We start from the raw sequence: 20,843 nt of genomic DNA on the forward strand, positions 1-20,843 counted from the left end.
TTAGTAGCGGTAGTGTTCAGGCTTGTAAGGGCCTTGCTTGCTGACGTTGATGTAAGCGGCCTGCTCTTCGGTCAGCTCGGTCAGCTGGGCGTTGAGCTTTTTGAGCTGCAGGCGCGCAACCTTCTCATCGAGGTGCTTCGGCAGCACGTACACGCCGACCGGGTAGTTGGCGGTGTTGGCGTACAGCTCGATCTGGGCGATCGTCTGGTTCGCGAACGACGAGCTCATCACGTACGACGGGTGGCCGGTACCGCAGCCGAGGTTCACCAGGCGGCCTTCGGCCAGCAGGATGATGCGCTTGCCCGACGGGAAAATCACGTGGTCGACCTGCGGCTTGATGTTGTCCCACTGATACTTCTTCAGTGCGGCGACATCGATCTCGTTGTCGAAGTGGCCGATGTTGCAGACGATGGCCTGGTCCTTCATGGCCAGCATGTGCTTCTCGGTCAGGATGTGATAGTTGCCGGTGCAGGTGACGAAGATGTCGCCGTGCTCGGCTGCGTAATCCATCGTGACGACGCGGTAGCCTTCCATCGCCGCCTGCAGTGCGCAGATCGGATCGATTTCGGTGACCCACACCTGGGCCGACAGCGCGCGCATGGCCTGGGCCGAGCCCTTGCCGACGTCGCCGTAACCGGCGATGACCGCGACTTTACCGGCGATCATCACGTCGGTTGCGCGCTTGATACCGTCGACCAGCGACTCGCGGCAGCCGTACAGGTTGTCGAACTTCGACTTGGTGACGGAGTCGTTGACGTTAATTGCAGGGAACGCCAGCTTGCCGTCCTTGTGCATCTGGTACAGGCGGTGCACGCCGGTGGTGGTCTCTTCGGTCACGCCGAGGATGTGCGGCAGGCGCTTCGAGTACCAGTGGGCGTCGACGGCGAGGTGCTGCTTGATCGAGTTGAACAGGCAGATTTCCTCTTCCGAGCCTGGATTGTTCAGCACCGAGATGTCCGCTTCGGCGCGCGCGCCGAGGTGCAGCAGCAGGGTGGCGTCGCCGCCGTCGTCGAGGATCATGTTCGAGTAGACCGGGCCCGATGCGTCGGCTGGCCATGCGAAGATGCGGTGGGTGTAATCCCAGTATTCGTCCAGGGTCTCGCCCTTGACGGCAAACACCGGGGTTCCGGCGGCGGCGATGGCGGCGGCGGCGTGGTCCTGGGTCGAGTAGATGTTGCACGAAGCCCAACGTACTTGTGCGCCCAGCGCTTCCAGCGTCTGGATCAGTACGGCGGTCTGGATGGTCATGTGCAGCGAACCGGTGATGCGTGCGCCCTTGAGCGGCTGGGCGGCGGCGAATTCCTCACGGATTGCCATCAGGCCAGGCATTTCGGTTTCAGCGATCTTGATTTCCTTGTCGCCCCAGGCGGCCAGGGAGATGTCGGCGATGTGGTAGTCCTGCAAATCTTTGAGTACGGCGTTCATCACGCCCTCCTTTCAGTTAGAAAAAAGTAACGTGAGCGCAGTTTGAAGACTCCGAGCCTGGCGAAATAAATTCGTCGCAACGCTCCTCGGAACGAAACAGTGTAGCGGTTTTGATGGTTTATCGCCAGCGAATTGTGCGATGCGGGAGACACCATCTATGCTGACAAGCGTCGTTCCCGCGCAGTGCGGGAACCCATACTGAGCCGCATACGGATACTCAGCATGGATTCCCGCTTTCGCGGGAAGTCGTTTCCGGCAATGCCGGAAACGACAGTCTTGCGGTTAGTGGTTACAGACCCGCTTCAGCCCGCAGCAGCGCGGCCTTGTCGGTGCGCTCCCAGGTGAATTCCGGCTCTTCGCGGCCGAAGTGGCCGTAAGCAGCGCTCTTCTGGTAGATCGGGCGCAGCAGGTCGAGCATCTGGACGATGCCTTTCGGACGCAGGTCGAAATGTTCCATCACCAGCGCGGCGATCTTCTCGTCGGAGATCACGCCGGTGCCTTCGGTGTACACGGTGATGTTGATCGGACGCGCCACGCCGATCGCGTAGCTGACCTGTACCTGGCACTGGCGCGCCAGGCCGGCTGCGACGACGTTCTTGGCGACATAACGCGCCGCGTACGCTGCCGAACGGTCGACCTTCGACGGGTCCTTGCCCGAGAACGCGCCGCCGCCGTGCGGCGCTGCGCCGCCGTAGGTGTCGACGATGATCTTGCGGCCGGTCAGGCCGCAGTCGCCCTGCGGGCCGCCGATGACGAAGCGGCCGGTCGGGTTGACCAGGTAGCGGGTGCCGTTCAGCCATTCAGCCGGCAGTACCTTCTTGATGATCTCTTCGATCACCGCTTCTTCGATCTGCGAGTGCGAAACTTCCGGCGCGTGCTGGGTCGACAGCACGACGGTGTCGACGCCAACCGGGCGGCCGTTGACGTAACGCAGCGTGACCTGCGACTTCGCATCCGGACGCAGCCATGGCAGGCGGCCGTCCTTGCGCAGTTGCGACTGGCGCTCGACGAGGCGGTGCGCGTAGTGGATCGCCGCTGGCATCAGTTCCGCGGTTTCGTCGCAAGCGTAGCCGAACATCAGGCCCTGGTCGCCCGCGCCCTGGTCGAGGTCGATGCCGGCGCCTTCGTCGACGCCCTGGGCGATGTCGGGCGACTGCTTGTCGTAGGCCACCAATACGGCGCAACCCTTGTAGTCGATGCCGTATTCGGTGTTGTCGTAACCGATGCGCTTGATGGTCTCGCGCGCAACTTGAATATAATCCACGTTTGCGTGGGTGGTGATTTCGCCTGCCAGCACGACGAGACCGGTGTTGCAGAGGGTTTCGGCGGCCACGCGCGCTTTCGGATCCTGCTCGAGGATGGCGTCAAGGATGGCGTCGGAAATTTGGTCCGCGACTTTGTCGGGATGCCCTTCCGAAACGGATTCGGAGGTGAAGAGATAGTCGTAAGACATGAAGGAAGCTCCTGATACTGTTGAACATGTCGCAGTACCAATTGTTCCTGCGACGCTTTAGCGACATTTATATTCCGCTTCGCAAGTTGTCTATTAACTCGGCGGATCCAGCTTAAAGTGGTATTTTACGCTGCTTGCGATTTTTTGGCTTGAGCAACCAGCTTTTCTTGAACTTCGATCAATATTTCATGCTTGTTTTCCTATTCCGCCTGTTGTCCGCCCTCCCCCTGCCTGTCCTGCATTTCCTCGGCGCAGCGCTGGGTTGGCTCGTCTATTTGTTGGCGCCGTCGTACCGCCGCCGCCTGCGCGGCAACCTCGAGGCCGCCGGCTTCGGCAGCCACCTGAAACAGGCCATTGCCGAGTCGGGCAAAGCCATCGTCGAGTTGCCGTTCGTGTGGTGCGCGAAACCGGAGCGCGTCGCCGCGCACGCCACTGAAGAGAACTATGAATACGTCGCTTCGGTGCTGGCCAGCGGCCGCGGCATTGTGTTCCTGACGCCACACCTGGGCTGCTTCGAAATCACCGCGCAGCAAATCGCGCTGCGCACCAAACTCACCGTGATGTACCGGCCACCCAAAAATGCGGCGCTGAAACCGCTGATCGAAGGCGCCCGCGCGCGCCACAACCTGCATCTTGCGCCAGCCAACATGTCGGGCGTGCGCATCCTCGCCAAGTGCCTGAAACGGGGCGAGCCGATCGGCATCTTGCCCGACCAGGTGCCGCAGGAAGGCGAAGGCGTCTGGGCGCCCTTCTTCGGCCGCACCGCGTACACGATGACCCTGCCTGCCAAGCTGGCCAGGATCGGCGCCCCGGAAGTGATCCTGACGTACGCCGAGCGCCGGCCGGGCGGCCGCGGTTACATTGTGCGTTTCGTGCCGTTCACCGGCTCGCTCGAAGGCAGCGTGGCCGACCAGGCGCACGCCGTCAACCAGGCAATGGAGCAGCTGATCGCGCGTTGCCCGTCACAGTATTTCTGGAGCTACAACCGCTACAAGCAGCCCGAAGGCGTACCCGGGCCGGATGCGCAGGTGGCTGCATGAGGTTGATGCTGGGTTTGATGTGGCTGCTTCACTGGCTGCCACTGCCAATTCTGGGGCGCATCGGCAAGCTCGTGGGTTCGCTGCTGTTCATGGTGCTGGGCAAGCGCCGTCATATCACCTTGACCAATCTACGCCTGGCGATGCCTGAGCTGTCGGAACCGCAGCGCGTGTCGCTGGCGCGCCAGCACTTCCAGGCCTATTCCCGCAGCATCTGGGAGCGCGCGATCCTGTGGTGGGCGCCGGAAGCGCGCCTGCGCCGCCTGATCAAGGTCGAGCCGCGCGTGCCGCTCGAACAGATCCAGGCCGGCCCCACCATCCTGCTATGCCCGCACTTCGTCTGCCTCGACGTGGCCGGCGTGGCCGTGATGCTTGAAACCAGCCTGTGCTCGATTTATGTGCAGCAAAAGAACAAGGCCTTCGACGATGTGCTGCGCGCGGGCCGCTCGCGCTTTCGCCCGGTGAAACTGTTCTCGCGCAAGGAAGGCGTCAAGCCGATCATCCGCGCGATGCGCGACCACCTGCCCTACTTCATGCTGCCGGACATGGATTTCGGCGAGAAGGATTCGGCGTTTGTCGATTTCTTCGGCACCCCCGCCGCCACCCTGACGGCGCCGGGACGGATCGCGGCAAGCACCGGCGCCTCGGTCGTCCCGGTGGTGGCCACCTTCCTGCCCGACTACTCGGGCTGGAAGGTCACCTTCTATCCGGCGTGGGAAAACTATCCCGGCGACGACATGGTGAGCGCGGCGCGCCGCATGAACGCGTTTATCGAAGAGCGCGTGCGCGAGGCGCCGGCCGAGTATTTCTGGACCCACAAGCGCTACAAGACGCGCCCTGAAGGCGAAGCATCGCCGTACGCCGCCCCCGTCGCTTAAGCGCCATCGGTTTATACTGATTCCCATGAAACTCAAATTCACCAAAATGCATGGCGCGGGCAACGACTTCATCGTCATCGATGCGACCGCCGCGCCGATCGAACTGAGCCCTGCACAATGGCAGCGCCTGGCCGACCGCCGTTTCGGCATCGGCGCCGACCAGATCCTGGTCGTGCAAAAACCGTCGGCTGAAGGCTGCGATTTCAAGTACCGCATCTTCAACAATGACGGCAGCGAAGTCGAACAATGCGGCAATGGGGCGCGCGCCTTCGTCAAGTTCGTCACCGACAAGGGCCTGACGGACAAGACCAGCATCCGGGTCGAGACCATGAAGGGCGTCATCGCGCCGCGCCTTGAAGCGGACGGCAGCATCACGGTGGACATGGGCGCGCCGCGCCTCGATCCGTCCGAAGTGCCGTTCGACGCTGCCCACCTGTCCGGCTGGGCGGAGGGCGACGACCCGGCCTGGCCGCTGGAGGTGGCAGGCAAGACGGTCTTCGTTTCCGTGGTTTCGATGGGCAACCCGCACGCGGTGCAGGTGGTCGACAACGTCGACACCGCGCCGGTGGGGGAAATCGGCCCGCTGATCGAGCATCACGCGCGCTTCCCGGCGCGTGTGAACGCGGGTTTCATGCAGGTGCTCGACCGCCACCACATCCGCCTGCGCGTGCATGAACGCGGCGCTGGCGAAACGCTGGCATGCGGAACCGGCGCCTGCGCGGCCGTGGTTGCGGGAATCCGGCGCGGGCTGCTCGATTCGCCGGTGCGCGTCAGCGCTCGCGGTGGCGACCTGTCTGTTGCGTGGGAAGGGCTGGGGCAATCGGTGTTCCTGTCCGGACCGGCTGTCACCGTGTTCGAGGGCGAGGTCGAGCTGTAACGGAGCGGATTACGCCGCCATCTCGAACCGCGCCACCTCGCTATCGAGGCAGGCATCCGGCGCCGCCGTCTTCAGGCGGTACAGCCGCTGCCGGTAATTTCCCTCCGGCCCGCCCGGGCCGCCATCGATTCCGTCGAACACCTTGACGATCCGGTCGAGCGCCTCGCGCTCGCGCGCCGTCTCCACCATCACCAGCCGGCGCTTGCTGCGCCGGTAGCTGCTGCGGATGTCGATCACCATGCAGTGCCCGCAATCAGCCCTGGCGACGTCGAGCAGCAGCGCCTCCGCGCGGCTCAGGCCGAACAAGCCGGCCAGCTCCAGCCTTGCCGCCAGCAGCGGGTGACTGCCCGACAATGCCTGCCGTCCGGGCAGCCGCCCCGGTTCGCGTGGCGCGATCCTGTCCAGCGCCGCGCGCGCTTCGGTGCAGCCTTGCGCCGCCGCTTTCTGCAGCCAGTACACGGCGCGCACGTCGTTGCTTTCGTTCTCGCGGCGCGCGCGCCAGGCATTGTTGCCGCATTCAAGCTGGGCCTCGCGGTAACCCATGCCCGCGGCCCGTTCCAGGTAGCGCTGGGCCACGCTGACGTTGCGCTGTGAGAACTCGGGCTTGATGTAGATGCGCGACAGCGCGTACCAGGCTTCGGCCAGGCCCTGCTCGCCTGCCAGCGCCAGCCAGCGGATCGCCTCGCGGAAATTGGCCGAGCCGGACCCCGGCGTGGTGCGCTGGCCGTCGAGCCGCATGCGCGCCCACCCCAATCCCATCGCAAGCTGGGCCTCGCGGTCGTTTTCGGCGGCGGCCAGCTCCCAGAAACGCCGCAACTCGTCGGCGCCGGCCGCATGCTCCAGCGCGCCGGCGTCCAGCAGCTGCGCGCAGCGCGACAGCAGCAGCACATCGCCCGGGTCCAGGCGCGCGCGCAGCCGGCCGGGTTCGGCACTGGCGGCCACCAGCGCCCGGGCCAGCGGCAACGCCACGGCGAGCCAGGCGTGCCAGTCGCGCGCCTGCCATGCGGCGTCGATCAGCGGAATGCTGGATGCGGCGGCAGGAATGGCAAGCGGCTTCGGCGCGGCCGGGGCCGGCGAAGGCGGGGCCGCAGCGCCCGTCCGGGCGCGCCGATGGTGCGACAGCAACTGGGCGGCTTCCCCAAAACCGCCATCGGCCGCCGCTTCCAGCGCGCGCAGCGCCTTGACGCGTACGGCCTGCTCGACGCCTGCGTCGGCCAGGACCAGCTGGGCGTACACGATGCCGGCGCGCAAGCCGCCGGCGTCATGGGCACGCTCATACCAGGGGGCCAGCGGGCGCAGGCTGAGGCTGGCCAGCTCGATCGGGATGTGGGCGCCGATCAGTTCGCACGCCTCGCGGCACTCCTGCTGGGCTGCGCGCTCGAGCCAGTGCAACGCGGTCGGCAGGCTCCTGGGCAGGCCGGTGCTGCCGAACAGGTAGCGCTTGCCGAGCTCGAGCTGGGCCGCAGCATTGCCGCCGCGCGCGCCCCGGATGATTGCCAGTTCTTCGCGATTTGCCATCGGTGCCGGTGTCGTTGAATTGATCGGGCGCCATTTGCATCACAGTCGGCGCAAGCAGGCAAGTCTATGACAGCATCCCGCGAAAAATGGCCGAAACAGCGTCTCTTTTGATGTTGCGCAAACCCTAATAAGATTGAAACTTACGCGATACTTACAGGCGGAACCTCATTGCCGGCCTGTCATAGTTTCCGCGTTTCAAAAATACAACAGAGACACTAATTTATTGCCGTCAAAATAAAACTAGACCGCATAATTAACTGGAACAACAACATTATGAAGCAGTGCCGGCTTGTCAAAGGCGATTTTCCGGACACCTGCCCATTATCCAAGCGCATTACTTTTCTGAGGACAGCTACATGAAAAAATCACTTTTGGCCCTGGCACTTTTAGGCTCGTTCGCCGGTGTTGCACAAGCGCAATCAGCAGTTCAAATCTACGGTACGGTCGACGCAGGCTTCATCAAGCGCACCGACCAGTCGATGGCGATTGGCAAGCGCGCAAACAACACGCTGGGATTCAAAGGTACGGAAGACTTGGGCAACGGTCTGAAGGCGCTGTTCCAACTTGAAATTCGCTACGAGCCGGACACCGGCACGATCGAGCAGGGCGCCGGCGGTATCCAGCGTCCGCTGTTCCAGGGTCAGAGCCGCGTCGGCCTGCAGGGCGGCTTCGGTATGGTCCGCATCGGCCGTGGCCTGACCGCGTTCCAGGAAACCAGCACCCAGTTCGAGCCATTCCACGGCGTTCCTAGCCCAGCTGGCTTCCAGACCGACCTGACCGTCGCTGGCTACACCTCCGACCCGCTCGGCCTGGTCGGCAACTCGACCAACCGCTTCTCGAACGCGCTGTTCTACAACTCGCCTGACATCGGCGGTTTCCAGATCAACACCACCGTCGCCACCAAAGAAGGCAACCAGAGTGCAAAGATCATCGGCCGCGGCACCGACACCGCACCGCAGTACGCCGCCGGCGCCAACGCATCGGCCAACCCATACTCGGTATCGGCAACCTACAAGAACGGCCCGGTGGCAATGATGCTGGCAGCCGAGCGCAACGCGGTTGAATCGGAACTGTGGTCGATCGCAGGTTCGGTGATGGCTACCCCGGCACTGAAACTGATGGCGTCGTACACCGCGCAAGACCAGGAGCACACCCGCCTGGTGAACCCGGAGACCGATTCGTGGGTCGTTGGCGCGAACTACACCATGGGCGCAGGCAAAGTCCTGATCGGTTATGGCCGGAAGACGCCTGACGGCGTCGCCAAGACCAAGCAGTTCTCGATCGGCTACGAGTACAGCCTGTCGAAGCGCACCTACCTGTACTTCGATGCATCGAACAAGAAGGGCCCGACCGTTCCTTCGAGCATCAAGCACTACGCAGTTGGCGTGAACCACGCATTCTGATGACACCAGCCGGCGGGGCGCAAGCCCTGCCAGCCGGATCCGGGGGCGAAGCAAGGGGTAACCCTGCTTCGCCCTCGGCACATCCGCGTTGCGGATGCGCCACAATCTCAACTGTGTCATTTTCGCAACCCGTATAATCCGGCCGAGCTCACTTTCTGTACAAGAATGTTGAACGATGGCATATTGGACTAAACGAATTTAGTACGCGCGTTCGTTTTACACAATTATCCTCTTGGAGACGCAATGAAAACAAAATTAATCGCTGGTGTTATCGCTACCTGTTTCGCAGCCCCCGTCATGGCACAGTCCAGCGTCCAGATCTATGGTATTGCCGACGCTGGCATCACGAAGACCAAGGGCGAGTCGGCCCGCATCTTCAGTGGCGGTGCTGACGGCTCGCGCATCGGCTTCAAAGGTACCGAAGACATCGGCGGTGGATACAAGGCGATCTTCAACCTGGAAGCGCGCGTCGAACTCGACACCGGCACCCAGACCCCGACCCTGATCACCGACAATCCAGGCCTGTACCTGACCAAGGGCATGGGCGCACTGCCGCCGACCCTGCTGGCAGGCATCCGTAATGCAATCCAGCCAAAAGGCGGCGCCGCAGTGAACCCTGAAAAGGCACTGTTCGACCGTACCGCGATGGTTGGCCTGATCACCCCGGTCGGCGCGATCCTGCTGGGCCGCATGTACACCCCTGGCTACGAAGTATTCGCCGCTGCCGACGCATTCGAAACCGGCACCGCAGGCACCTGGGGCGGCATCACCGGCGGTTCGGCCGGCTTCACCGCGCTGGGCGCGGACATCCGCTCGCAGAAGTCGGTCCAGTACCGCATCGCGACCCCAGCCGGCTTCGGCGGCTCGCTGATGTACGGCGGCAAGCAGTCCGGTTACCTGGGCCGCTACAACAAGTTCTACGGTGGCGCGGTCACCTACAAGGCGAACGGCTTCGACGTCGGCATCGGCCACAACCGCGGCTACGACTGGATGGACCGCACCAGCCTGGTGAGCACCACCGTGGGCGGCTCGTTCACCACCGGCGCGTTCAAGTTCTTCGCCGGCTGGCACGACCAGAAGAACATGAACTCGGCCCTGCTGCGCGACTACATCGGCGCATGGGACACCAGCATCGCGCCAACCCTGGCGCCACTGGGTGCGCCAACCGCCACCGCGCTGCGCAACGTGTTCGTGACCAACATCACCCGCAACAGCCAGGTTGATGCGACCAGCTACCAGCTGGGCGCGCACTACAGGATGGGCGCAGGCCGCATCATGGCATCGGCAGCACGCCAGAACGACCACACCGCGTCGAACAGCGATGCGACCCTGATCGCACTGGGCTACGACTACAACCTGTCGAAGCGCACCGACGTCTACACCGTCGTCGCCAACATCAAGAACCAGAACGACGGCCAGTACACGCCAGGCGTTTCCGGTTCGCCAGGCGGCTTCACCAAGGTGCCAGGCGACGACAGCCGCACCTTCCAGGTCGGCATCCGTCACCGCTTCTGATCTGCCGGCAGCGCCACGAAAAGACGTCTTCGGACGTCTTTTTTTTATTGCCTGAATGTTTTCACTGCCAAGGCGCGGCTGTCGGTTAGAATTGCGTCTCCCCCCGACCACATGACCTCAATGACCGCTTCACTGGACTCCGCAGACGTCGCCAGCTTCCTGGCCGACAACCCACACTTCTTCGAAGAACATGCCGGCCTGCTGGCCAAGGTAAAACTGTCGAGCCACCTGACCGGCAAGACGGTGTCGCTGCAGGAACGCCAGATGGAAGTGATGCGCGACAAGTACAAGATGCTTGAGCTGCGCATGTCCGAGCTGGTCCGTACCGCCGAGGAAAATGCCGCGATCGCCAACCGCTTCCACGGCTGGACCGCGTCGCTGCTGTGTGCGCGCAACGGCAGCGAGCTGCCGCGCGTGCTGGTCGACGGCCTGAAAGAACATTTCGGCGTGCCGCAAGCCACCTTGCGTCTGTGGAACCTCGACCCGCAGCATGAGGCCAGCTGGTTCGCCGAAGGCGTGTCGGACGACGCCCGCATCTTCGCCAACAGCCTGCAGGCGCCTTATTGCGGCAGCAACCACGACTTCGAAGCGGTGCGCTGGCTGGACGACGCCGCCGCCGTGCAATCGGCCGTGATCCTGCCGCTGCGCACCAGCGCGGGCGCCTTCGGCCTGCTGATCATGGGTTCGGCCGATCCTGAACGCTTCACCTCGGCGATGGCGACCGATTTCCTCACGCACATCGGCGAAACCGCCAGCGCCGCGCTGGAAGCGCTGCGCGCCTGATCACGATGGACGCGGCCGGCAAGCTCGGGGCGGTGGAACACTACCTGCTCGAACTTGCCACCCAGCGCCAGCTTTCCCCGCATACCATCCTCGCCTACCGGCGCGACCTGAGCGAACTTGCCGCCCTGACCGGCGAGTCCGGCTGGGACACGCTGGTCCACGCCGACATCCGCCGTCTTGCCTCCAAGCTGCATTCGCAGGACCTGAGCCCGCGTTCGATCGCGCGCCGCCTGTCGTGCTGGCGCGGCTTCTTCGGCTGGCTGGCGCGCAGCAGCAAGCTGGCGGCCAATCCGGTCGACGGCGTGCGCGCGCCCAAGCGCGCGCGCGGGCTGCCGAAAGCGCTGTCGGTGGACGATGCAGTGCACCTCGTTTCCACGCCGGCCCACGCGCACGCCAACCCCGATCCTGCCGACCTGTGCAACCGCGCCATGTTCGAGCTGATGTATTCGAGCGGGCTGCGGGTGTCCGAACTGGCCGGGCTGGATGTCGCTTACCGCAAGGCCGATACGGCGGCCGGCGCCGCCGCGTCGCTGGGCTGGATCGACCTCGATGCGCGTGAGGTGGTGGTCACCGGCAAGGGCGGCAAGATGCGCAAGGTGCCGGCCGGCGCCCACGCCATCGAAGCGCTGCAGGCATGGCTGGCCGTGCGCCCTGCCCCTTCCGACGGCAGCGCCGCCCTGTTCGTGTCGGCGCGCGGCGCGCGCGTCTCGCCGCGCGTGATCCAGACCCGCCTCAAGCAGCACGCGCTACGCGTGGGCACCTCAGTCAACGTCCACCCGCACGTGTTGCGCCACTCGTTCGCCTCGCACGTGCTGCAATCGTCCGGCGACTTGCGCGCGGTGCAGGACATGCTCGGCCACGCCAGCATCGCCTCGACACAGGTGTACACGGCACTCGATTTCCAGCACCTTGCCGCCGCCTACGACAAGGCCCATCCGCGCGCCAAGTCCAAGTGATTCAACGGCCGTGGCATGATTCGCATCAAGCGCCCACACGGTTTTTGGAAGCAAATTGGGAAATCCGGCATAATCCCTCGCTTACCTGCCGCCCGGGCGGCGCATTGACACGACGGACGATAAAGACATGGCATTAATTCCTAGCACCATCCTGACCGGCTTTCTCGGCGCAGGCAAAACCACGCTGCTGAACCGTATCCTGCATGAGGATCACGGCCTGCGCATTGCCGTCATCGAGAACGAGTTCGGCCAGGAAAACATCGACAACGAGATCCTGGTGCAGGACAGCAGCGAACAGATTGTCGAGATGAACAACGGCTGCATCTGCTGCACCGTGCGCGGCGACCTGATCGTGGCGCTGACGAAGCTGGCGCAAAAGCGCGAGGCCGGCGAAATCCAGTTCGACCGCGTGGTCATTGAAACGACCGGCCTCGCCAATCCGGGCCCGGTCGCCCAGACCTTCTTCGTCGATGAGGAAGTCGGCGCCCACTACCTGCTCGACGCGGTGGTCACGGTGGTCGACGCGCGCCACGCGATGACCCAGCTGGACGAGCATGAGGAAGCCCAGCGCCAGGTGGGCTTTGCCGACAAGATCCTGATTTCCAAGACCGACCTGGTCGACGCAAGCCAGCTGGCCGAACTGAAGGCCCGCCTCAAGCGCATCAACCCGCGCGCGCCGATCAAGCAGTCCGACTTCGGGCGCGCCCCGCTGGCGGAGGTGCTCGACATCCGCGGCTTCAACCTGAACGACAAGCTGGAACTCGACCCCGACTTCCTGACCGCGGACGAAGCCAGCGACCACGCCCACCATCATTCGCACGACCATGATGGTGGGCACGAGCATGTACATACGGAAAACTGCGACCACAGCAACGACCACCACCACAGCCACCACAGCGACGACATCGCCGCCTTCGTCTTCAAGAGCACCCGCGCGTTCGACCCGGCCCGCCTCGACGAATTCCTTGGCAGCCTGGTCAATGTGTTCGGCCCGCGCATGCTGCGCTACAAGGGCGTGCTGCTGATGGAGGGCGCCGACCGCAAGGTAGTATTCCAGGGCGTGCACCAGATCATGGGCAGCGATATCGGCGGGAAATGGGGCGACGACGAGGAGCGCGGCAGCAAAATGGTCTTTATTGGCAAAAATTTACCGAAAGACGTCTTTATCCGCGGCTTGGAACAATGTTTGGTATAAACTAACCCGGTTTCCGATATGCATTGGATGGTTCCTGCGGCTGACGACTGAAGGGGTGGCATCATGAAAAGTAGCGATACGAAACCGGCCCTCAAGGCCACCGAAGCGGCGATAGCCGCCCCAGCACCGGCACGCGGAAAATTGAAACCGGCGGCCACGGCCAAGCCGGCCTCGCGCGCCACTGTAGCGGGAAGCAAGATCAAAAGTGCAGCAACTGCGAAGGCAGGCAGTAAAGTGACGGGCGGACAGCCGACCGTCAAGGCAAGCGGCCCAGCAATAGAAGATGCTGCCGGGTTAGCTGATAAAATGAAAACCTCTGTCGTATCGAAGGTAAGTGAAGTCATGACTAAAACAACTAAATCGACCCCAGCCGTGAACACAGAAGGCCGCGTCCTGTCCGAAGACGAAATCCGGGCAATGGGCGAGAAGGACTACATGAACGCGGCACAGTTGGCGTTTTTCAAGGCACGCTTGCAGCAGCTTGAAAAAGACTTGTTGAAGAATGCCGGCGAAACCACCGAACACCTGCGCGAAACCGTTCTGGTGCCTGATCCGGCCGACCGCGCCACCATCGAAGAAGAACACGCGCTCGAACTGCGCACCCGCGACCGCGAGCGCAAGCTGCTGAAGAAAGTGCAGCAATCGATCGCGTCGATCGACGCCGGCGAATACGGCTGGTGCGAAGAGACCGGCGAGCCGATCGGCATCCCGCGCCTGATCGCGCGCCCGACCGCCACGCTGTCGCTCGAAGCGCAGCAGCGCCGCGAGCTGAAGCAGAAGCTGTACGGCGACTGATCGAGCCGTTTCCCTCAAAAAAGCATGCGCCTCACGTCGCATGCTTTTTTGCTTTCAGAGCAAGGCGCTGCTGTCCGTGCTACCGTAGTTGACGCAGCGTGAAACGACGTAACAGGGAATGACGTGGGTATTTTCTCCAGGTTCAAACGCAAGAACGAAGACGCCGGCGAGATTGCGCCGGCACCGGATACACGGCTGCGGGCTGGCGAACCGTCGCGCCTGCCGCAAGACAGCGAGGCCGAGCGCGCACGCCTGCGCGAGATCGCGCGCGCCACCGCCGCCAAGATCGACGCCATCGAATCGGCGATGGCCAACGACATCTTCAACACGCCGGAACCGGCCTGGGGCAGCGGCCCGCGCCGCCCGCTGACCAGCTTCCAGCAGGAACAAGGCGGGCCGGGCACCTTGCCGATGGTCGAAATTCCCACCACCGAACTGCTTGGCGACGACGTGCTGCCCGACGCCCCGGTCGAGGCCCAGGCCGCGCCGGTGGTCGAGGAAAGCGCGATCCTGTACGCCAACGGCCAGGCCGCGGCGGCCGAGCACATGCTGCGCGACAGCCTCGGCGAGGTCGGCCAGCTTGACCGCACCGTCTGGTGGATGCTGTTCGACCTGTACCAGGCCGGCAACCGCCCGCACGACTTCGACAACCTGGCGATCGATTACGCCAGCAGTTTCGAAACCTCGCCGCCGGCGTGGAATCCGCTGCTGCCGGCCGCATCGGCAAGCAGCCAGCCCTATGCCGGTGTTACGCCGACTGAAGTGCTGGAAGGCACCCTCGATACCCACATCGCGCCGCAGCTGGAGCGCCTCGCGCAACTCGCCGCGCCTGGCAAGCCGCTGCGGCTTGAACTCGGACGCATCACGCAGCTCGCGCCCGACGGCTGCGACCTGCTGGCGCGCGCGCTGGCCGACCTGCATGCACGCGGCAGCGAGCTGGTCGTCGCCGGCGCGGCGGAACTGGCGGCGCTGGCGCGGCAAAGCACGATCATCGGCCAGCGCGAGAGCAGCCCGGCGCCGTGGCTGTTGCTGCTGGCCCTGCTCCAGCTGCTGAACCGCGAGAAGGATTTTGAAGAGACCGCGATGGATTACTGCGTCACCTTCGAGGTCTCGCCGCCCTCCTTCGAAGCGCCCGGCAAGGTGGCCACGGCAACGAGTGCTCCGGCGAGCGTGGAACGGTTCATGTTGCCACCGATTATTGAAGGCGATAACGCGAAACTGTTCGGCGCGATCGAGGCGTACGCACAGGAAGGCGACAGCGTGCTGCTGGATTGTTCACGGCTGGCAAGGGTTGAATACAGCGCGGCGGTGGCGCTGCAGGCGCGCCTGCGTGGGCTGGCGGGCAGCGGCAAGAAGATCGAGATGCGCGATATGAACCATTTGGTGGCGGCCTTGTTCAAACTGCTGGGCTACGCCGGCGTCGTGCGGCTGTTCCCGCACAAGTATTAAACCAACTTGCAATTCGCCCGAGCATCCCCACTTCTTGTGGGCTAGATAACTCAGAGGCTGACATGGAACAATATCACGGCACCACCATCCTGTGCGTACGGCGCGGCAGGCAAGTAGCGCTCGGCGGCGATGGCCAGGTGACTCTCGGCAACATCATCATGAAGGGTACCGCCCGCAAGGTGCGCAAGCTGTACCAGGGCAAAGTCCTGTGCGGCTTCGCCGGCGGCACCGCCGACGCGTTCACCCTGCTCGACCGTTTCGAAGGCAAGCTGGAAAAGCACCAGGGAAATCTGCTGCGCGCTTCGGTTGAACTGGCCAAGGACTGGCGCACCGACCGCATCCTGCGCCGCCTCGAGGCGATGCTGCTGGTGGCCGACGCCGAATCGACCCTGGTCATCACCGGTAACGGTGACGTGCTCGAACCCGAGGACGGCGTAGGCGCGATCGGCTCGGGCGGCAGCTACGCCCAGTCGGCCGCCAAGGCGCTGCAGGAAAACACCGATCTGTCGCCGGCCGAGATCGTGCACAAGTCGCTGACCATCGCCGGCCAGCTGTGCATCTACACCAACCTGAACCACATCGTTGAAACCCTGGACTAAACATCGTGCCGAACTCAATCATGAACATGACTCCCCCCGAAATCGTCTCGGAACTGGACAAGCACGTGGTCGGCCAGGGCAAGGCCAAGCGCGCGGTCGCGATCGCGCTGCGCAACCGCTGGCGCCGCCAGCAGGTCGCAGAGCCGCTGCGCCACGAGATCACGCCGAAGAACATCCTGATGATCGGCCCTACCGGCGTCGGCAAGACCGAGATCGCACGCCGCCTGGCGCGCCTTGCCGATGCGCCTTTCATCAAGATCGAGGCGACCAAGTTCACCGAGGTGGGCTACGTCGGCCGCGACGTCGACACCATCATCCGCGACCTGATCGACATCGGCGTCAAGCAGACCCGCGCCAGCGAAATGAAGAAGGTGCGCCAGCGCGCCGAGGAGGCGGCCGAAGACCGCATCCTCGACATCCTGGTGCCGCCGCCGCGCGACTTCGGTTTCAATGCCGGCGCAGCAAGCACCGCGCCGAAGGAAGGCGACAACACGCGCCAGACCTTCCGCAAGCGCCTGCGCGAAGGCTCGCTGGACGACCGCGAGATCGAGCTGGAGCTGGCCGAGGCCGCGCCGCAGATGGAAATCATGGCGCCGCCGGGCATGGAGGAAATGACCGAGCAGATCAAGTCGATGTTCTCCGGCATGGGTTCGGCGCGCAAGAAGCCGCGCAAGGTCAAGATCGCCGAGGCGATGAAACTGCTGGCCGAGGAAGAAGCGGCCAAGCTGGTCAACGACGACGAGATGAAGCAGAAGGCGATCGCCAACGTGGAGCAGAACGGCATCGTGTTCCTCGACGAGATCGACAAGATCGCCTCGCGTTCGGAAACCGGCGGCGCCGATGTCTCGCGCGCCGGCGTGCAGCGCGACCTGCTGCCGCTGGTCGAGGGCACCACGGTGAACACCAAGTACGGCATGATCCGCACCGACCATATCCTGTTCATCGCATCGGGCGCCTTCCACCTGGCCAAGCCGTCGGACCTGATCCCCGAGCTGCAGGGCCGCTTCCCGATCCGCGTCGAACTCGAGTCGCTGTCGATCGCCGATTTCGAGTGCATCCTGACCAGCACCGACGCCTGCCTGACCACACAGTACGAAGCGCTGCTGGCCACCGAAGGCGTGACGATCGATTTCTCGCCGGAGGGCATCACGCGGCTGGCGGAGATCGCGTACTCGGTCAACGAGCGTACCGAAAACATCGGCGCGCGCCGCCTGTACACCGTGATGGAAAAGCTGCTGGAAGAGATTTCGTTCACCGCCAGCGACAACCACGGGCAAATGCTGACCATCGACGCGGCCTACGTCAACCAGCGGCTCGACAAGCTGGCCGACAACGAAGACCTGTCGCGCTACGTTCTTTAACCGGAGGGAGGCGAGGCATGGCGAACAAGGCGCTGGCGACACGTCAGAAGATGCGCGTGCGTATCGAACCGTCGCAGACGTTCGGCAAGCCCCGCAACCCGCTCGCGGCGCTGGCAAAGCAGCGCGCAGCCGGCGCCCACGCCAAGAGTAAATCCGCGCACCGCCAGGCTGAAAAGCGCGCACTCGAAAAAGCGAAGCTGAAACCGGACGACGAGTAAGTCCGGCCGCCGGTTTATTGCGATACCGGCGCCGGTCCCGGCACGCCGACACTGCGCGTCGCCGGCGGCATCTGCAGCGGCGGTGCAGGCGGCGGCGTGGCGCCCTCACCCGGCCGCGCCATCGGAACTGGCGATGGCGGTTCGTCCGCAGGTCCTTGCGGCGGCGCCTGCTGCTCCTGCTGCTCCTGCTGCTCCTGCTGTTCCGGCGTCGGGCCCTGCTGCGGCATCGGGCGTGGCTGCGGCGTTGGCTGCCCCTGCTGCGGATAGGCCGGCGGCGCCGGAGCGTCCATCGGCAGCGGCGCAGCCATAGCGGCCGGCGGCTTGGCATCGACCGCCAGTTCGATCCGCTTCAGGATGCCGCCTTCCGACAGCATCACGTAACGCGGATGCACTTCCTTCACGATCACGCCCGCCGACAGCTCTTTCCCAACCGGGAAGGCCTTGGCCGGCTGCCCGTCCGCCACCAGGATGGCCACGCTGTTGCGGCCCGCGGCGACTACGCCGGTCAGCTGGTAGTTGGTCGCCACCGCGGCCATCGCCTGGCCGCCGAACAGTGTCGCGGCGGCGTCCACGGCCGGCTCCGGCACGGCGGCAAGCGGCGCGGCGGCCAGCGGCCGCTGTTCCGGCTTGTACAGCTGCAGGACCCAGTACGCGATCGCGGCCGACAGCGCCACGAGGGCCAGCAGGGTTAAAAGTAAGGGCATGCGCTTCATCAGGTTCCTCGTTACTGCACCAGCTGGTTGATTTCAATAATCGGCATCAGCACCGCGAGCACGATCAGCAGCACCACAATACCCATCGCGACGATCAGCAGCGGCTCCAGCAGGCCGGCGATGGTCAGGGTGCGCCGCTCGACGTCGGCCTGCTGTGAAAGGGCGGCGCGGTCCAGCATGGCCGGCAGCTCGCCGGTGATCTCGCCGGCGCGGATCATGTGGATCAGCATCGGCGGGAAGTGCTTCTGCGCCGACAGCGCGCGCGCCAGGCTGACGCCTTCGCGGACACTGGCACTGGCCTGTTCGACCAGCTCCTTCATCGCCACGTTCGACAGCGTGTCGCGGCTGGTATCGAGCGCATGCAGGATCGGCACGCCCGATCCGGTGGTGATGGCCAGCGTGCTGGCGAAGCGCGCCGTGTTCAGGCTGCGCTCGAACTTGCCGTAAATCGGCGCGGTCAGCAGCCAGGTATGCCAGCGCCGCTTCAGGTCCGGGTTCTGCAGTGCGCGCCGCCACATGAAGAACGCGCCGATCAGCGCCAGTGCGACGTAGATGCCGTAGCCGCGCACGAAGTTCGACACGCCCAGCATCATGACTGTCAGCAGCGGCAGCTTCTGCTTGGTGTTGGCGAACACCGACACGATCTGCGGCACCACGTAGGTCAGCAGGAAGATGACGATCGCGAACGCCAGCACGGTGACGATGGCCGGATACAGGAAGGCCAGCCGCACCTTCTGCACCAGTGCGTTGCGGCGCTCGATGTAGTCGGCAAGGCGCGACAGCACGCGCGCCAGGTGGCCGATCTGCTCGCCGGACGCGACCAGCGCGCGGTAGATCTCGGCGAAGTCGCGCGGGTGGCGCGACAGCGCGTCGGAAAACGGCGCGCCGCCCATCACTTCGGAACGGATCGAGGCGATCAGGTCGCGCACGTAAGGGCGTTCGGCCTGCTCAAGCAAGGCAGTGAAGGCCTGCTCCAGCGGCAGCCCCGCTTCGAGCAGGCTGGCCAGCTGGCGCGTGAACAGCGCCAGTTCGACCTGCGACAGCTTCTCGCCGAAGCCGCGGCTTTTCGCCACCCCGCTGGCGTCCAGCTGGGCGGTGATGGCTTCGACGTTCAGCGGCGTCAGTCCCTGCAGCCGCAGGTCGGCGCGCGCCGAGCGCGGGCTGTCGGCGTTGACCACGCCCTTCCTGGTGGCGCCGGCGTCGTCGACGGCTTCGTAACGGAATGCTGGCATCGTTGTCGGCCTAGTCCTTGGTCACGCGCAGGAGTTCCGCCTGGGTGGTGGTGCCGTCGCGCAGCCAGCGTTCGCCATCCTCGCGCATGGTCTTCATGCCCGCGCGCTGCGCGGCGGTGCGAATGTCCGCCTCGGATGCGCGGTTGTGGACCTGCGCGCGGATTTCATCGTTCGTTTCGAGCAGCTCGTACACGCCGACCCGGCCCTGGTAGCCGGTCTGGCCGCACTTGTCGCAGCCGACCGCCTTGTAGAACTGGCCGTCCGGGACCTTGCAGTGCACGCACAGCTTGCGCACCAGGCGCTGCGCCATCACGCCAAGCAGCGACGACGACAGCAGGAACGGCTCGATGCCCATGTCCAGCAGACGCGTGACGGCGGCGGCGGAATCGTTGGTGTGCAGGGTTGCCAGCACAAGGTGGCCGGTCAGCGAGGCCTGCACTGCGATCTGCGCGGTCTCGAGGTCGCGGATCTCGCCGATCATGATGACGTCCGGGTCCTGGCGCAAAATCGCGCGCAGGGCCTTGGCGAAGCTCATGTCGATGCGGGCGTTGACCTGGGTCTGGCCGACGCCGATCAGGTCGTACTCGATCGGGTCTTCGACGGTCAGGATGTTGGTGGTGCTCGCGTTCAGGCGCGACAGCGCCGCGTACAGCGTGGTGGTTTTGCCGGAACCGGTCGGGCCGGTCACCAGCACGATGCCGTGCGGCTGCTTGATCAGGGTGTCGAACTGCGGCAGCAGATCCGCGCTCATGCCCAGGTGCGACAGGTCGAGGCGGCCCGCTTCCTTGTCCAGCAGGCGCAGCACCGCGCGTTCGCCGTGGCCGGTCGGCAGCGTCGAGACGCGCACGTCGACCGGCTTGCCGCCGACGCGCAGGGTGATGCGGCCATCCTGCGGCAGGCGTTTTTCGGCGATGTCGAGCTGCGCCATGATCTTGATACGCGAGATCAGCGAGGCGTGGATGCCCTTGCGCGGACGGACGATGTCGCGCAGCGCGCCGTCGATGCGGAAGCGCACCACCGAGGTCTGTTCGAACGGCTCGATGTGGATATCGGATGCGCCTTCGCGCAGCGACTGCGTCAGCAGCGCGTTGATCATGCGGATGACCGGCGCATCGTCGGACGACTCCAGCAGGTCTTCGATGGCCGGCACGTCCTGCAGCAGCTTGGTCAGGTCGAGGTCGGCGTCGAATTCGTCGGCCACCTGCGAGGCGTCGCCGCCCGCGCTGGCGTAGGCGCCGGCAATCGCCGCTTCCAGTTCGGCGCGCGGCATCGAACGCAGCGCGATGCGGCCGAAGCGGCGCGACACCTCGGCGATGGCCGCCGGCGCGGTCGCGCCGGAGATCCAGACTTCCACCGGGTTGCCGTTATCGCCATCCGTACGCGCGAGCACGCCGAAGTCGCGGGCAAAAGCGTAAGGCAAAAGATTGTTCATCTCA

The 20,843-nt window shown here is 64.6% G+C and carries 19 protein-coding genes and 1 riboswitch; of the genes, 13 read left to right on the forward strand and 6 right to left on the reverse strand.

Annotated elements, in window-relative coordinates:
* Together ahcY and metK are read right to left on the reverse strand one after the other, a co-directional pair.
* Positions 1 to 1,425 (reverse strand): adenosylhomocysteinase, encoded by a 1,425-nt coding sequence (gene ahcY, locus HHL21_RS03920; protein ID WP_169463968.1) that lies wholly within the window; start codon positions 1,423 to 1,425, stop codon positions 1 to 3.
* A gap of 26 nt (positions 1,426 to 1,451) precedes the next feature.
* Positions 1,452 to 1,519, reverse strand: a riboswitch (S-adenosyl-L-homocysteine riboswitch).
* A gap of 195 nt (positions 1,520 to 1,714) precedes the next feature.
* Complete coding sequence (gene metK, locus HHL21_RS03925; protein WP_169463969.1) at positions 1,715 to 2,878, reverse strand: methionine adenosyltransferase; 1,164 nt, start codon at positions 2,876 to 2,878, stop codon at positions 1,715 to 1,717.
* Positions 2,879 to 3,066: 188 nt separating this feature from the next.
* Between metK and HHL21_RS03930 the strand changes: the two genes are divergently transcribed.
* From HHL21_RS03930 to dapF, 3 genes are read left to right on the forward strand one after another with little or no spacing between them, the layout of a single operon-like run.
* Positions 3,067 to 3,918: a lysophospholipid acyltransferase family protein gene (locus tag HHL21_RS03930; RefSeq protein WP_169463970.1), complete on the forward strand. Its 852-nt coding sequence runs from the start codon at positions 3,067 to 3,069 to the stop codon at positions 3,916 to 3,918.
* Positions 3,915 to 4,793, forward strand: coding sequence for a lysophospholipid acyltransferase family protein (locus HHL21_RS03935; protein WP_169463971.1), 879 nt, complete (start codon positions 3,915 to 3,917; stop codon positions 4,791 to 4,793). The genes HHL21_RS03930 and HHL21_RS03935 overlap by 4 nt, the downstream gene beginning before the upstream one ends.
* 25 nt (positions 4,794 to 4,818) lie before the next feature.
* Entirely contained in the window at positions 4,819 to 5,670 is an 852-nt protein-coding gene (dapF, locus tag HHL21_RS03940; RefSeq protein WP_169463972.1) for a diaminopimelate epimerase, read from the forward strand.
* Between the two features lie 9 nt (positions 5,671 to 5,679).
* Here dapF and HHL21_RS03945 read toward each other — a convergent pair whose 3' ends face one another.
* Positions 5,680 to 7,188 carry a tetratricopeptide repeat protein gene (locus HHL21_RS03945; RefSeq protein ID WP_169463973.1) on the reverse strand — a complete coding sequence of 503 codons (1,509 nt, stop codon included), beginning with the start codon at positions 7,186 to 7,188 and terminating at the stop codon, positions 5,680 to 5,682.
* A 356-nt stretch (positions 7,189 to 7,544) separates the two neighbouring features.
* Here HHL21_RS03945 and HHL21_RS03950 point away from each other — a divergent pair, with 356 nt between their 5' ends.
* The 10 genes from HHL21_RS03950 to HHL21_RS03995 all read left to right on the forward strand — a co-directional run bounded on the left by HHL21_RS03950 (position 7,545) and on the right by HHL21_RS03995 (position 17,462).
* Positions 7,545 to 8,591 carry a porin gene (locus HHL21_RS03950; RefSeq protein ID WP_169463974.1) on the forward strand — a complete coding sequence of 349 codons (1,047 nt, stop codon included), beginning with the start codon at positions 7,545 to 7,547 and terminating at the stop codon, positions 8,589 to 8,591.
* Positions 8,592 to 8,834: 243 nt separating this feature from the next.
* Complete coding sequence (locus HHL21_RS03955) at positions 8,835 to 10,106, forward strand: porin (RefSeq protein ID WP_169463975.1); 1,272 nt, start codon at positions 8,835 to 8,837, stop codon at positions 10,104 to 10,106.
* Between the two features lie 120 nt (positions 10,107 to 10,226).
* Positions 10,227 to 10,889, forward strand: coding sequence for a DUF484 family protein (locus tag HHL21_RS03960; RefSeq protein WP_169463976.1), 663 nt, complete (start codon positions 10,227 to 10,229; stop codon positions 10,887 to 10,889).
* A gap of 5 nt (positions 10,890 to 10,894) precedes the next feature.
* Complete coding sequence (locus HHL21_RS03965; protein WP_169463977.1) at positions 10,895 to 11,845, forward strand: tyrosine recombinase XerC; 951 nt, start codon at positions 10,895 to 10,897, stop codon at positions 11,843 to 11,845.
* A 127-nt stretch (positions 11,846 to 11,972) separates the two neighbouring features.
* A complete protein-coding gene (locus HHL21_RS03970; RefSeq protein ID WP_169463978.1) occupies positions 11,973 to 13,040 on the forward strand; it encodes a CobW family GTP-binding protein in 1,068 nt (355 codons plus the stop codon).
* A 342-nt stretch (positions 13,041 to 13,382) separates the two neighbouring features.
* On the forward strand, positions 13,383 to 13,835 hold the full coding sequence (gene dksA / locus HHL21_RS22000; RefSeq protein ID WP_169463979.1) for an RNA polymerase-binding protein DksA: 453 nt from the start codon (positions 13,383 to 13,385) through the stop codon (positions 13,833 to 13,835).
* A 123-nt stretch (positions 13,836 to 13,958) separates the two neighbouring features.
* Positions 13,959 to 15,284 (forward strand): STAS domain-containing protein, encoded by a 1,326-nt coding sequence (locus tag HHL21_RS03980; protein ID WP_169463980.1) that lies wholly within the window; start codon positions 13,959 to 13,961, stop codon positions 15,282 to 15,284.
* 62 nt (positions 15,285 to 15,346) lie between these two features.
* Positions 15,347 to 15,883, forward strand: a complete 537-nt coding sequence (gene hslV, locus HHL21_RS03985) for an ATP-dependent protease subunit HslV (protein ID WP_169463981.1) — start codon at positions 15,347 to 15,349, stop codon at positions 15,881 to 15,883.
* A 20-nt stretch (positions 15,884 to 15,903) separates the two neighbouring features.
* Positions 15,904 to 17,244: an ATP-dependent protease ATPase subunit HslU gene (gene hslU / locus HHL21_RS03990; protein WP_169463982.1), complete on the forward strand. Its 1,341-nt coding sequence runs from the start codon at positions 15,904 to 15,906 to the stop codon at positions 17,242 to 17,244.
* A gap of 17 nt (positions 17,245 to 17,261) precedes the next feature.
* Positions 17,262 to 17,462: a hypothetical protein gene (locus tag HHL21_RS03995; RefSeq protein ID WP_169463983.1), complete on the forward strand. Its 201-nt coding sequence runs from the start codon at positions 17,262 to 17,264 to the stop codon at positions 17,460 to 17,462.
* Positions 17,463 to 17,476: 14 nt separating this feature from the next.
* On the opposite strand, the gene HHL21_RS21890 is transcribed toward HHL21_RS03995, so the two are convergent.
* Genes HHL21_RS21890 through gspE form a run of 3 tightly spaced genes read right to left on the reverse strand, consistent with a single transcriptional unit; the run spans position 17,477 to position 20,839 of the window.
* Positions 17,477 to 18,166: a type II secretion system protein N gene (locus tag HHL21_RS21890; protein ID WP_267874050.1), complete on the reverse strand. Its 690-nt coding sequence runs from the start codon at positions 18,164 to 18,166 to the stop codon at positions 17,477 to 17,479.
* Between the two features lie 20 nt (positions 18,167 to 18,186).
* Positions 18,187 to 19,407, reverse strand: a complete 1,221-nt coding sequence (gene gspF, locus HHL21_RS04005) for a type II secretion system inner membrane protein GspF (RefSeq protein WP_169463985.1) — start codon at positions 19,405 to 19,407, stop codon at positions 18,187 to 18,189.
* Between the two features lie 10 nt (positions 19,408 to 19,417).
* Positions 19,418 to 20,839 (reverse strand): type II secretion system ATPase GspE, encoded by a 1,422-nt coding sequence (gspE, locus tag HHL21_RS04010; RefSeq protein ID WP_169463986.1) that lies wholly within the window; start codon positions 20,837 to 20,839, stop codon positions 19,418 to 19,420.
* Positions 20,840 to 20,843: the final 4 nt, after the last annotated feature.

The sequence above is a fragment of the Massilia polaris genome (genome assembly GCF_012927275.1).
Classification (GTDB): domain Bacteria; phylum Pseudomonadota; class Gammaproteobacteria; order Burkholderiales; family Burkholderiaceae_D; genus Telluria_A; species Telluria_A polaris.